This window comes from Adhaeribacter swui, assembly GCF_014217805.1.
GTDB lineage: Bacteria > Bacteroidota > Bacteroidia > Cytophagales > Hymenobacteraceae > Adhaeribacter > Adhaeribacter swui.
The window spans coordinates 1,673,632-1,687,587 of record NZ_CP055156.1; the positions used below are offsets into that span (position 1 = coordinate 1,673,632).

At 44.5% G+C, this 13,956-nt stretch carries 7 protein-coding genes; 4 read left to right on the forward strand and 3 right to left on the reverse strand.

Translation table 11 applies throughout. From position 1 onward, the window contains the following. Positions 1–140: 140 nt before the first annotated feature. The 3 genes from HUW51_RS07700 to HUW51_RS07710 all read right to left on the reverse strand — a co-directional run bounded on the left by HUW51_RS07700 (position 141) and on the right by HUW51_RS07710 (position 7,660). Positions 141–2,567 carry an ABC transporter permease gene (locus tag HUW51_RS07700; protein ID WP_185273393.1) on the reverse strand — a complete coding sequence of 809 codons (2,427 nt, stop codon included), beginning with the start codon at positions 2,565–2,567 and terminating at the stop codon, positions 141–143. Between the two features lie 228 nt (positions 2,568–2,795). Beyond that, positions 2,796–5,213 (reverse strand): ABC transporter permease, encoded by a 2,418-nt coding sequence (locus HUW51_RS07705; RefSeq protein WP_185273394.1) that lies wholly within the window; start codon positions 5,211–5,213, stop codon positions 2,796–2,798. Between the two features lie 350 nt (positions 5,214–5,563). After that, complete coding sequence (locus HUW51_RS07710; protein ID WP_185273395.1) at positions 5,564–7,660, reverse strand: helix-turn-helix domain-containing protein; 2,097 nt, start codon at positions 7,658–7,660, stop codon at positions 5,564–5,566. Between the two features lie 995 nt (positions 7,661–8,655). Here HUW51_RS07710 and HUW51_RS07715 point away from each other — a divergent pair. From HUW51_RS07715 to HUW51_RS07730, 4 genes are all read left to right on the forward strand, one after another. Continuing rightward, positions 8,656–9,255, forward strand: coding sequence for an ankyrin repeat domain-containing protein (locus tag HUW51_RS07715; protein WP_185273396.1), 600 nt, complete (start codon positions 8,656–8,658; stop codon positions 9,253–9,255). 27 nt (positions 9,256–9,282) lie between these two features. Further along, positions 9,283–10,380, forward strand: coding sequence for an acyltransferase family protein (locus HUW51_RS07720; RefSeq protein WP_185273397.1), 1,098 nt, complete (start codon positions 9,283–9,285; stop codon positions 10,378–10,380). A 191-nt stretch (positions 10,381–10,571) separates the two neighbouring features. Next, on the forward strand, positions 10,572–10,823 hold the full coding sequence (locus HUW51_RS07725) for a hypothetical protein (RefSeq protein WP_185273398.1): 252 nt from the start codon (positions 10,572–10,574) through the stop codon (positions 10,821–10,823). A 268-nt stretch (positions 10,824–11,091) separates the two neighbouring features. Beyond that, entirely contained in the window at positions 11,092–13,848 is a 2,757-nt protein-coding gene (locus tag HUW51_RS07730) for an outer membrane beta-barrel protein (RefSeq protein ID WP_185273399.1), read from the forward strand. Positions 13,849–13,956 lie beyond the last annotated feature (108 nt).

Here is a 13,956-nt window from a genome sequence, read left to right on the forward strand (position 1 = left end):
GCCCGATTTAGTTGCTGAAACTATAACTTGGGTGATTTCAGGATAATGGGGCAACTTTGTTATTTTAAATTGGTTACAGGATTTTTGCTTAAATCTCATTAATCTGGCTAATCCATAAATCCTCCGAATCAAGGTCCGGATTACTCGCTGCGCAAGCTCTTCACCGGGTTAGCAATGGCTGCTTTAATAGCCTGGTAGCTAATTGTAAGCAAAGCGATCAACAAAGCGCCTACACCAGCCAAACCAAATACCCACCAGCCAATAGTAGTGCGGTACTCAAAGTCTTGCAGCCATTGGTGCATGGCCCACCAAGCTAAGGGCCAGGCCAATACGTTAGCAATCAGTACTAATTTTAAAAAATCGCGGGATAACAGGGATACAATGTTGGGCAGCGAGGCGCCCAGTACTTTGCGGATGCCAATTTCTTTGGTGCGTTGTTCGGCGGTGAAAGTAGCTAGCCCGAATAAGCCTAAACAGGCCACAAAAATGGTAAGACCCGAAAAAATACTTAGGATATGACCTACTTTTTGCTCGGCCCGGTACGTTTCGGCAAAACGCTCGTCCATAAAAGTATAATCAAAAGGCGCATTGGCGGTAAAACTGCTCCATTGTTGCTTCGCGAAAGTTAGTAAGCCGGCAATATCTTTGGTTTTAGCTTTTACAATAATGGCACCTGAGTTATTATTTAAAATCATGAGCAGCGGCGTAATGCGTTGGTGCAACGACTCGAAATGAAAATCTTTTACCACGCCAATTACCCGGTATTCCTTTTTATCGCCCTCGTTATTGATAAACCGCGAAACTTTACGGCCCAAAATGTTTTTTCCCCAGCCAAATGCCTTTGCAGCGGCTTCGTTAATAACCATGGCGGTAGAATCAGAAGGAAAATCTTTCGAAAAATTGCGGCCCGCTACTACCTCCATGCCCAACGTAGGAATGTAATTAGGATCTACGAAGTATTGGCGGGTACTTACGCTTTGGGCAGCGTTATTTTCGGGCAATACTACGGAGTTCTCGGAACTGGTTGGCCCCACGGGCACAAACCCCGAAACGCTCGCATTAACTACCCGCGGGTCTTGCAAAAGCTGCTGCCGAAAAACTTCTTCTTGCTTGCCCAAAACGTAGGTATCGTGCAGCACAAAGGTTTGGTCTTTATCAAAACCTATTTTCTTGTTCTGGATATAATTTAACTGCTGATACACCACCGTGGTGCCAATCATTAAAGCCACGGAAATAAAAAACTGAAACACTACTAAACCACTGCGTAAACTTAAGCTTTCTTTACCCGCAGTAAGCGTACCTTTTAGTACTTTAACCGGCTGAAAGGAAGACAGGAAAAACGCCGGATAGCTGCCCGCTAAAACTCCTACAACTAGCCCAAAAAACAGCAGGGCCGGTAATAGCCAAAGGTTATCGGTAAACTGTAAGGTAAGTTCTTTACCGGCTAAATCATTAAAAAATGGCAAGGCCAGATACACCAAAATAATAGCCACCACCAAGGCAATTGCACTCAGCAAAACAGATTCGAGCAGGAATTGCTGCACCAGCTCTTTTTTCACCGAACCCAGCACTTTGCGGATACCTACTTCGCGGGCCCGCTTAGAAGCCCCGGCGGTAGATAAATTCATGAAATTAATGCTGGCAATAAGTAGCATAAACAGCGCAATAGCCCCGAAGATATACACGTACCGTACATCTCCGCCCGGTTCGAGGTCGTTGGTTAATTTAGATCGCAGGTGAATGGCAGTAAGCGGTTGCAGATACAAACCCACGTCGTCGCCTTTTTCCCGGAATTGTTTTAAGCTTATGCCCAAGGCTTTCTGCACTTCGGGACCCATGTATTTTTCGATTACCTGCGGCATTTTGGCTTGCAGTTGCTTGTAATCGTAACCGGAGCGCAACACCAGATACGTATTAAAATTATTACTCATCCAGGTGGTTTGGCGGGCTTCTTCTAAACCGGCCATAGAAGCAAAAAAGTTAAAATGAAAATGCGAATTGGCCGGTACTTTATCAATTACGCCGGTTACTTTGTAGCTGGTTTTTTCGTTTTTAAGTTGCAGTATTTTGCCTACGGCGTTGTTGTCGGTGCCAAAGTATTTCTGGGCCATGGCCTTGCTAATAATAATGGTATTGGGTTCCAGCAAAGCCGTTTTGGCATCGCCCTGGATGAGCGGCAGCGTAAATACCTGGAAAAAGTTGGCATCCACAAAGGCAAATTTATCTTCCTTAAAGGTTTTATCCTGGTAGGTAATAAAAGGCGCGCTGTTTACCCGCACCCGGGTAGCTGCTTCTACTTCGGGATAATCGCGCACGAGCGTTTGCCCGGTAGGCGCCGAAGCGGTAGGCGTTTCCAGCGTTTCGCCGTTCAGGGTAGCCTTAAAAACAATGCGCACGATGCGGTCGGCCTTCTGATTAAACCGGTCGTAGCTTAGTTCGTCGGCCACAAACAGCATAATTACCAGACAGGTAGCAATACCAATCGCTAAACCAAAAATATTAATGGCCGAAAAAGCTTTGTTGCGCCACAAATTGCGCAAAGCGATTTTAAAGTAATTTTGAAACATCCTGTTTTCTATTGAATAGTTTAATATTGTCAGAACCTTGATTTATAAGATTCTAAGATTGCCTTGATGATGCATTAGATTCTTCCGCTTTTTTAAAATTTAGCTCTCCTGCCAATCTTTAAATCCTATGAATTGTGGTTCAGCCTACTTGTTAGTCATTAGATTTACCTGTTTTTTAAAAATTTAGCCTTCCTGATAATCCTTAAATCGAATAAATCATGGTTCAGACTACTCACTCCGCAGGCTATTTACCGGGTTATCTACGGCTGCTTTTATGGCCTGGAAACTTACCGTGAATAAAGCTACTGCCAGCGCCGCTACTCCGGCCAAAACAAATACCCACCAACCTAATTCAATGCGGTAAGCAAAATCCTGCAGCCAGCGGTGCATGAGCCAGGCGGCCAGCGGCCAGGCAATAAGGTTGGCCAGTATTACTAATTTTAAAAAATCACGGGAGAGCAAGGCTACAATGTTGGTAACCGAAGCACCTAACACTTTGCGGATGCCGATTTCTTTGGTGCGCTGTTCGGTGGCAAAAGTAGCTAAGCCAAACAAACCCAGGCAAGCTACCAGAATAGTAAGTCCCGCAAAAATACCCAAGATTTTACCAATCTTTTGTTCGGCCTGGTACGTCTGGTTAAAACGGTCGTCCAGGAAAGCGTAATCAAATGGTTCCTCGGTGGTTAAAGCCTGCCATTGTTTTTGAGTAGCTTGCAGGAAACCGGCCATATCGGTAGTTTTTACTTTTACAATTAAAGTACCGCCATTATTACTCAAGGTCATTACCAACGGCGAAATAGGTTCGTGAAAAGATTTAAAATGAAAGTCTTTTACTATCCCAATTACCCGGTGAGTAGTTTTATTGCCTGCGTTATCGGCAGAAGTAAGCGTATGGCCCAGCGCATTTTTACCCCAGCCAAAAGCTTTTGCCGCTTTTTCGTTTAAAATAACGGCCGAAGAATCAGTAACCATTTTTGGCAAAAAATTACGCCCTGCGGTTAGCTGCATGCCCAACGTAGGAATATACTGGTCATCTACATCGTACCGCAAAGTTTTAATTAACTGGGTAGTATTTTCGTCGGGGTAAACAATGTAGTTATTATTGTTACTGGGACCAGCCGGCAGGTAACCCGAGGAACTCACACTTACTACCCGGGCATCTTGCCGCAACTGCTGCCGGAAAACAGCGGCTTTTTTACCTAAAGCATATTCCGGGAATAACAGTACCTGGTTTCTATTATAACCTAACTCTTTGCTCTGAATAAACTGCAATTGCCGGTACACCACCGTAGTACTTACCAACAGCATCACCGAAATAAAAAATTGAAAAACCACCAGACCACTCCGGAAACTTAAGCTTTTTTTACCTGCGGTAAAATGGCCTTTTAACACGGCTACCGGCCGGAACGACGACAGAAAAAACGCCGGATAGCTGCCCGCTAAAACGCCCACAAACAAGCCAAAAAACAACAAACCGGGCAATAACCAGGCATTAGCAATTAAGTTTAGCGTTAAGGTGGTGCCCGCCAGATTATTAAAAATCGGCAAAGCCAAGTACACTAAACCAATAGCCAGCACCAACCCGATAAAGGTTAGTAAAACCGACTCCGTGAGAAACTGGCTCACTAATTCTTTTTTTACCGAACCCAGCACTTTGCGGATACCTACTTCTTTGGCCCGTTTAGAAGCGCTAGCCGTTGATAAGTTCATAAAATTAATGGTTGCAATAAGCAGCATCAGTACCGCAGTAGCCCCAAAAATATAGATGTACTGCATATTGCTGTTATTACCCAACTCGCCTCTCAGGTGCGACCGCAGGTGAATACTGGTGAGCGGTTGCAAAAACAACCCAACACTATTGCCGTTTTGCCGGAACCGCTCGAGGTTGATGCCCATGGCTTGCAGGAATTGTGGCCCCATGTACTTCTCTACGACCTGGGGCAGTTTGGCTTCCAGTTGTTTATAATCGTAACCCTTAGGTAAAACCAGGTAAGTATAAAATTCAGAGGTTAACCAGGAAGATTTTTTTGCATCGGGGAAGCTGGCCATGGAAGCAAAAAAATCAAAATGGAAGTGTGCATTAGCCGGTACTTTAGTAATTACCCCAGTAACTTTTAAGGAAGTGTTGTAATCTTTAAAAAACAGCATTTTACCCAACGGATTGGCCTTGCCGAAATATTTATGCGCCACCTCTTCCGAGATAACAACCGTATTAGGTTCCAGCAGGGCCGTTTTAGGATCGCCCTGCACAAAAGGCAAAGTAAATACCTGGAAGAAATTAGAATCGACAAACGCAAAGGCATTTTCGCGGAAAGATTTGTTCTGGTAAATCACACGGGGCGAACCGTAATTGCGCAAGCGGGTGGCTTCCTGCACTTCGGGGTAATCGGTGCGGAGCGTTTGTGCTACCGGCGGCATTACGTGCGCTTCTTCCATGTTTTCGCCCTGAATAGAACCCCGGAATACTACCCGCACGATGCGGTCGGCTTTGGTATTAAAGCGGTCGTAACTCCATTCGTTTTGCACGAACAGCAATATTACCAGGCAAGTAGCCATACCTAAGGCCAGCCCAAAAATGTTTATTGCCGAAAAAGCTTTATGGCGCAACAAGTTGCGAATGGCTATTTTTAAATAATTCTGGAACATAACCGTAGCCGTAATAAGTAAGACAGATATTTGGCCTGGCCGGTAGTAAATTCAGTTTATTAATTATACCGTTTTAAACTTTTGCTAATACCTGCCGGATAGAATCAAGGAAGAAAAATGCCAGAAATGCATACTATTATTACACAACAACTTACAAGTAAATAAACTTACTTACCCGCGTAAAATTGTCCGGTTTTGATACAGGTTTCGTTCGCTTTTAGAACAAGTAAAACCCCATCGGCGAAAAATCAAATTTTTTAAATTTTAGCCCGTTAAGCTGGTGTAAATTCAAGCGCTGAAGCAAAAATAAGCACTCGCCGGATTAGTTTACAGGTTTGCCGTTGCTATGCCTACAGCAGTTGTTGCGCTTCTAAAGACTTTTTAAGTTCCCGATGCTTCTGCCAGAACTTGGCCTTTATGTTCGCCATTGTTTTTTTAAATTCCGGCAAATTTTTAACCGTGTCAGCCACCGGGTCTTTATCGCTCAAGAGTACCCAGTACTGGTAGTTGTTTTCCCGGGAAAATAACTCAAAATGCTCCAAGGCTTTTGGGACATTATTCCGGTAAGCGTAGTAGGTGGCCAAATATAAATGCTGGTAAATCGATTTATCCTGATCGGCAAATTTCTTATAACTCCGAATGTATTTTTCGGCTTCGGCGGAATAACCCATTTTGGCCAGCGTAATGCCAATATTTAAATCCTGGTTTTGATATACTTCTAACTTTTGCTGCTCCCTAATCTGCGTAAACCTTTTATAATATTGGTAGGCACTTTTGTAATCTCGCATCTGGTAACAGATTTGCCCCATTTGCAGCATAATATCCAGGCGGGTGGTGTCTTTGTTTAGCTCCTGTAGCATGAGCTGCCTAGTTTGGGGCAGGTTGTGGGTTTTGGCGTACAGAATAAACACCTTTAAATACCCCGCGAAAGGATTATGCGGATTATACTGCAACGATTTATTAATGTAACGGAGGGCCTCATCTATAAAACCGGTTTGCACAAAGGCGTTACTCAGGTGCAGGTACGTGTAACTGGTAGTAGCCGAATCGTAGGATGCCACATCCAGCCGCAATCCTTTTAAGGCATATTCCAGGTATTTAGCGGCGTTGGGCAAATACAAATTATACAAATCCGAGAGAAAATGAATCACCAAAGCTGAATTCGGGTGGTACTCCAGCGCTTTTTCCAGGTAAGGCACCGACTGGCTATATTCTTTCCGCAGCATGTAGTACATGGCTTTGGCTACCAGACTTTCCGGTAATTTGGCGTCGTAGAGCAAGGCTTTATCGGCGTAATTGTTTACTTCGGCGGTAAACTTTTTTTCGGTGTGGTGCAAATCGCGGTAGTAATACACGGTAGCCAACTCGGCGTACGCCAGGGCAAAGGAAGAATCATGCGCTACGGCTTTTTTTAAAAAAGGAATTGCTTTTGCTAAATCTTCGGGTCTGCCCCGGCGGTAAAACTCCTGGCCTTTTAAAAACAGATCGTATGCTACCAGGTTGTTCGTCGGGTTTTTGTTTATCCGTTTTTCTTCTTCCGGGGTAATTACCGCCTGAATTTCTTGGGCAATATTGCGGGCAATTTCCTGCTGCAAAGTAAATATATCCTGGGTCTCTCTCTTATATTGTTTCGCCCACAAATGCTGATCGGTGGTGGCATCAATCAACTGAATATTTAATAAAATCTGGTTACCGATTTTCTGGCCGCTGCCTTCCACGAAGTAGTTAGCATGGAGTTCCTGGGCCATTTCCGGAATGGTCTTGGTGGTGTGGCGGTACTTTTCCGCGGAAGTACGGCTGATTACTTTTAAGTCTTTAATCTTTTGCAGGTTATTCAGGGTAGATTCCATTAAACCGTTAATGATATATACGTTACTGGAATCGCTGCTGTCGTTTTTAAAAGGCAGCACCACAATCGATTTCTCCCGCAGCGGAACTGGGGAAGAAGAAATTTTAAAAAAATACCATAATCCCAACGCTATAATTAAAACCAGCCCGGCTAAAGCGATAAAACCATATTTAGAACGAGGCTTTGATTTTACAACCGGAACCGGGCTCGATTCTGCTACTTCTTCTGTTTTTACTAATTCATCATCCTCCGCTTCTTCGGCCCTTTTGCCTACTTCGCCGGGCGGATAACCGTAGTACTCCCGGAAACACTTGATAAAATACGAAGTACTGCTAAAACCTACCTGAAAAGCTACTTCCGATACGTTTAAAGTTGTTTGCCGCAGCAAATCCATGCCACGTTGCAACCGCACCTCCCGGATTAACTGACTTACCGACAAATTAGTGAGTTTTTTTATTTTCCGCAGCAAGTTCGACCGGCTCATGTTCATCTCCTCAGCCAACTCCGACACCCCAAATTGCTCATTGGCGATGTTCTTCTCCACAATGGCGGTGATTTGGTTTATAAAGTCGTTATCGATGATACTGGATTGCGGCATGGGTTGTATGATGGTAAGCGCAATTTCTTAAAATCAACGCGCAAACCAATTCGAAAATACTGATTTTAAATCTTTTTAAATAATGGATTTTGAAGTTGTTGCTGGTGCTGTAACGAATTGATTATTGTTGGCATAGTTACACTTACAGAGCAATGCTAGCAACTAAAAACATTGTTCGCATAGTTACTGCTGTTACTTTGGTTTTTGATTGAAGTTGTTTCCTTGCTTAGTGTGTCTTTTTGCCGTGCTATAAATACCCTTCCGCCTACGGCACCTTCCCTAAAAACAGGGAAGGAGATGCGGTTATCCTGGAATACATGAAATATCCTGACGCTAAAAACTCGCTGAACAACAGAACAGTTTAGCGTTAATGCTTGCACCTGGAATGGTTACTTGTTGCATTGCTGGCGAGCAGAATTTTAAAAATTTTAAAATATTAAATTTTACTACACATCCCACGTTCCCCACGCTGGCGCGAGCGTCCCGCTCGTCTCTACAATCTGGTAGGACTCTGGCCGGGCGAACCGATAAAATTTAACAGAATGTAATTTACCAGAGGCCGGACGATTAGCATCACGAGCGTGGGCGCTCGCGATAGTATGTGATAAGTTAAGAACATATAAGTCCCCCTTTGGAGGGGGTAGGGAGAGGATTAATTCCCCTAAACATATTCTGACAAATTCTACCTGATAAATACTCTTTGAAAATATAAAAAGCTCTCCGTCTTGGATAAGGAGGGGTTGGGGGTGGTTGATTTTTACATTGATTTAAGCAATATCTTATCTCTTCGCAAAGCCCTTACTCCCACCATCAAAAAAGCTACTTCCTGCCATATATAGCGCTTTGCGCCGGTAGTTTGCGTCATAATTTATATTAATTCGTCATAATTGATATGGCTGCGCGCAAACTTGATGGTTTTTGCCGCATAGGTATTTAGTGTGCCCTCCCCGATCAGCCGACCTTTGAGCTATCGCAAAAATTAAAAACATCTAACCATGCAAACACAACCAGTAAACTTGCTCCGGGTAGCTACTTCCCTCCTATTTGTTATTATTCTTTTATTCAATGTTTCCTGCAACAACGCGCCCGCTGCAGATCAATCGGAAAAAGCTACTGCGGCTACAACTAATAAAATAAAGCCACCCAAAATAGATATTCATACGGCGGTGCTTACGGGCAATATGTCGGCTTTGCAGCAGCACATTCAGGCGGGCACAAATTTAAACGAGAAGGATCCTTTTGGCGGGTCCAGCCCTTTAATTACGGCTACTATTTTTGATAAACCCGAAGCCGCGCAGTTGCTCCTGGATGCCGGGGCCGACGTAAATTTTAAAAATAAAGAAGGTTCTACGGCCCTGCATACTGCGGCCTTTTTTTGCAGACCCGAGCTGGTAAAAATGTTACTAGCCAAAGGCGCCGATAAAACGATTAAGAACAGCTACGGTGCCACAGCTTTAGAATCGGTGTCGGCGCCATTTAGTGAAGTAAAAACCGCTTACGACATGATGGGCAAAGCCTTAAGTCCGCTCGGCTTGAAACTGGATTACGCCTACCTCGAAAAAACCCGGCCGCAAATTGCGGCGCTGTTACAGTAATTAATTCACCCAAAACCAACTATAAACATGTCAGCCGTTATAAGAAGATACGATATTGATTGGGTCAGAGTCATTGCTATTGGCTTGCTTTTAGTGTACCACGTAGCCATTGGGTTTCAGCCGTGGGGCATGATGATTGGCTTTATTACCACCGAAAAAACGTGGGAAGCTTTATGGATTCCCATGTCGATGCTGAACGTCTGGCGCATTCCGCTTTTGTTTTTCGTGTCGGGTATGGGCGTTTACTTTGCCATCCAAAACCGCACCTGGAAGCAATTGTTGCAAGAGCGGGCCAGTCGCATTTTACTGCCTTTTGTATTTGGCGCTTTCTGCATTGTACCTTTGCATTTATATTTGTGGCAGTATCATTACCACACCAGTCCAGCTTACCTGCCCAACCCCGGCCACTTGTGGTTTTTGGGTAATATCTTTGTTTACGTGTTAGTACTATCGCCCTTGTTCTTTTTTTTAAAAAATAACCCATCGAACCACCTGCTCATTGCCCTTAAAATGAGTTTAAGCAGCCCAGTAGGTATAGTACCCGTTCTGGTGGCCTTTGTGGCCGAAGCCTTACTGGTTAACCCCAACCCCTATACCCTCTATGCCATGACTTGGCACGGATTCTTTCTGGGTTTATTGGCTTTTTTCTTCGGGTTTTGGTTTGTGTGGAGCGGGACGTTTTTTTGGTCAATGCTTTTAAAATGGCGCTGGTTGTTTTTGAGTGTAGCCACTTTCCTCTTTGCGCTCCGGCTCACTTATTTTCAGCAAGTCGCGCCCAATTACTTGTTGGCTCTGGAATCGGTATTCTGGATTGTTTCGGTGCTGGCGTTTAGTTACAAATACCTGAACCACCCCAGCAAAGCGCTTACTTATTTAAGCCAGGCCGCTTACCCGGTTTATATCCTGCACATGGCATTTCTGTACTTAGGCTCCCTGCTTTTCTTTCCAATGCAGATACCCGCGCCTGGGCAGTTTACTCTGGTATTGCTGTTTACCGCGTCCGGCTGTTTTCTGGTTTACGAATTTCTCATTCGGCGCGTAAACCTGCTGCGGCCTTTGTTTGGATTGAAGAGGAAAGAACTGGCCCCCGCATTTGAAAAATTAAAAATTTTAAAAAAAGTATAATGAACCTAACAAGTTGCGGAGTAGTATGGGCTTAGTGCTTTTAAATCCACCAGCCCGGCGATTCCGCATTTTTGCAACGGAACCGCTTTAAAACCAGTAAACCAATTAAAAAGCGTATGCCTCCCGGTGAGTTAAACACTTAAAACAAACTGTTGCCCGCGGGAGCTGGTACTTATTACTGGTATTTAATTATGAAAAGTAACTATTTTTTTAAATTCGCATCCGGCATTTTTATTTTAATTTTTCCTTTACTGGTTAGTTGCTCCGTTTTTAGAGGTAAAGCATACGACGATCCCCGCGTTTCGGCGCAGGCCGATATTGTGGAGCTTCGGCAATCGGAGTTGAAAGAAGCCAAACAACGGGAAAAAGCGGCCCGGCAACGTTTAAAAGCCGCTAAACACGAACTCGATGCCCTAAAATCGCAGGTTAAAAGAGGCTATTGATGTAAGTTTATTGCTTTGGCCTTTCACGGGTTCTACGGCTAAGTTGCCCATACCCCGGAATAAATAAACCAGAATTTTCTTCTAAGCAAAAAAAGGCCGGGGTCGTTACTCCAGCCTTTTTTGCTTCCTGATTTTAACAAAAATTTAAAAATTTTAAAAAACTTCAGATTTAGCCCAAAGTTGAGCCGTAGCTTAGTCCGGAATGCCTGCATTCGGCTTAAGTCTTAATACCTGATTTTTTCTCTTTTTTAGTAGTTTATAGTTTAAAATGCAAAGGTTTTTACTCCTGTTATTTTGTTTTTTTAATTTTTCGCAAGTTTACGCTCAACGTTTAGCCGTTTTTGGCTCCGTACAAAGTGCCGCTGATAAAAGTGCTTTACCCGGTGCTACCGTCATTCTAACCAAAGAAACCGATTCGGTGCCTATTATGGGCGGTACTACCGATGTAGAAGGAAAATTTAGATTAGAACCCGTAACGCCCGGCAAGTACATGCTGCGGGTGCAGTTTATCGGTTATTACCCTTTGGCTAAGCCCATCGAAATAACCCAAACTTCGTTAAACGTGGGCACGCTGGCCATTCAGGAAGAAGCCGTTACGTTAAGCGCCGTGGAAATTATTGGCCGCACGCCGCCCGGCGAACTGAAAGGCGATACCGCCCAGTTTAACGCAGCGGCTTTTAAAACCGCCGCCGATGCCAGCGCTCAGGACCTGGTGCAAAAAATGCCGGGCATCATGATTCAGGACGGGGCCATCCAGGCGCAGGGCGAAAACGTGCAGCAAATTTTAATTGACGGTAAGCCTTTTTTTGGCACCGATGTAAACACCGCTTTGCAAAATTTACCCGCCGATGTAATCGCCAACATTCAGGTATTCGATAAAAAAAGCGATAAAGCCGAACTCAGCGGTTTCGACGATGGCGAACGCATTAAAACCATCAACATTATAACCAAACCCACCCGCAAAATTGGCCGGTTTGGCCGGGTGTCGGGCGGATACGGTAGCGATAACCGGTACTTGGCCGGTGCCAGCGTTAATTTTTTCAGCGACGACCGGCGCATTACCGTAACCGGGCTGGGTAATAACATTAATACTTTAAATTTTTCCGCCGACCCCAACTCGGGCGAGCAAAGACCGCAGAACGGGATTATTAATACCAATGCCATTGGTTTAAACTACGCGAATAAGTGGGGCAAAAAGATAGACGTTTCGGGCAGTTACTTTTACAATAATCGGCGCAACCTCACTACCCAAAACCGTTACCGCGATTACATTATTCCTTCGGCGGTAGAACAGGCCAACGCCGACTCCGGACAGGTTTATACCGAGAATAACCGCTCCACCAACGTAGATGCCAACCACCAGTTTGCCATGCGCCTGGAGTACAAAATAAACGAACGCAACCGCATTCTTTTCCGGCCCAACATCCGGATGCAGAACTATGATTTTGATTCCTATTTCCTGGGTCGCACCGATTACGATTTAGGCACTTTAAACCAAACTGAAAACCGCTCCAACGGCGACCAACTGAACGGCGATTTTGATAATACCTTGCTGTATAGCCACCGTTTTTTAAAAGAAGGCCGCAGTGTAACATTTAATTTCAGGAGTGGCTACCACACCGACGGCGGCGATAGTTATCGCTTAGCCACCAACCGGTTTTACAACCCCGATAGCAGCCAAACCCTAAACCAATACACCAACCTGGACCGGAAAGGCTACAACTGGGAAGGCGAAGTTTCTTATACCGAGCCTGTTGGTAAAAACGGACAAATAGAACTGGAGTACGAAATAGGCAACCGCATCAACGATTCGGATAAACGCACCTACGATTACCTGGAGCAACTAGGCGATTTTACTTCCCTAAGCCCGGGCTTGAGTAACACTTTTAACAATGCTTATTTAACCCAGGAAGCCGAAGCAGGTTACCGGTACAATTCCGAAAAAATCCGGTTACAAGTCGAGGCTTCGTACCAGCACGCCAAGCTGCAAAACGAACAAGAGTACCCGAGCGTGTACAACATTAACCGTACTTTCGAGAGCATTTTGCCCAACGCCCGCCTGGAATACCGATTTTCTAAATCCAACAACATTCAATTAAATTACCGGGCTTCTACCAGTGCGCCGTCTATTAGTCAGTTGCAGGACGTGATTGATTATTCCAACCCCTTGCAGGTAAGGCGCGGTAATACCGAATTGCAGCAAGCTTACCAGAACTGGGCCCGCCTGGAGTACCGCGCACACAACCCCGAAACCAATAAATCTTTTTACGCCAACGTACAGGGTACTTTTATAGATAATTACATTACCAACAGCACTTTAATTGTGCGCGAGCCTTTGCAACTAAACGAAAGCGTAACGCTGGGCCGGGGTGCCCAATTAATTAGACCGGTAAACCTGGATGGGTATTACGATGTTCGGTCTTACTTTAGTTATGGTCAGCCGGTTAATTTTATTTCGTCGAACGTAAACGTGAACGGCTCCATTGGCCGTACCCGGCGGCCCGGCTTAATTGATGAAGCCGAAAACATTGCCACCACCAACAATTTCCGGATAGGTTTATCGGTGAGCAGTAATATCAGTGAGAACGTAGATTTTACCGTTTCTACCAACTCCCGGTACAACATTGTAAAAAACACGTTGCGCCCCAACATGAACAATAACTACTTTCTGCAAAATACCCGGCTGCGGTTTAACTGGGTTATTTGGCGTGGCTTTGTTTACCGCACCGATTTAAACCATCAGGCCAATGTGGGTTTATCGCCAATCAGCAACAACTTTTTGCTTTGGAACATGAGCGTGGGTAAAAAAGTATTCGCGAATAAACGCGGCGAAGTAAACCTGAGCGTGTACGATTTACTCAAGCAAAACAACAGCATTTGGCGCAATATATCCGACGCGTACGTAGAAGACGTGCAAACCAACGTGCTGCAACGTTACTTCATGCTTACTTTTACCTACAACATCCGTTACTTTGGCGTAGGCGCCAGCGAAAAAGATTTTGAAAACAAACCAAACCGGAATTAACCCGAATTTTTAAAATTTTAAAATTTTACCGGAATTTCGAACGCAGTAAATTGCCCGTAGTTCCGGTAAATGTATTTTTGTTAAACTAAATAGCGGAAGCAAAAACTA

Excerpts from the sequence above, each read along its gene's own strand:
- HUW51_RS07725 (WP_185273398.1), top strand. The coding sequence starts at position 10,572 with ATGAAAAGTAACTATTTTTTTAAATTCGCATCCGGCATTTTTATTTTA.
- HUW51_RS07710 (WP_185273395.1), bottom strand. The coding sequence starts at position 7,660 with ATGCCGCAATCCAGTATCATCGATAACGACTTTATAAACCAAATCACC.
- HUW51_RS07730 (WP_185273399.1), top strand. The coding sequence starts at position 11,092 with ATGCAAAGGTTTTTACTCCTGTTATTTTGTTTTTTTAATTTTTCGCAA.
- HUW51_RS07715 (WP_185273396.1), top strand. The coding sequence starts at position 8,656 with ATGCAAACACAACCAGTAAACTTGCTCCGGGTAGCTACTTCCCTCCTA.
- HUW51_RS07700 (WP_185273393.1), bottom strand. The coding sequence starts at position 2,567 with ATGTTTCAAAATTACTTTAAAATCGCTTTGCGCAATTTGTGGCGCAAC.
- HUW51_RS07705 (WP_185273394.1), bottom strand. The coding sequence starts at position 5,213 with ATGTTCCAGAATTATTTAAAAATAGCCATTCGCAACTTGTTGCGCCAT.
- HUW51_RS07720 (WP_185273397.1), top strand. The coding sequence starts at position 9,283 with ATGTCAGCCGTTATAAGAAGATACGATATTGATTGGGTCAGAGTCATT.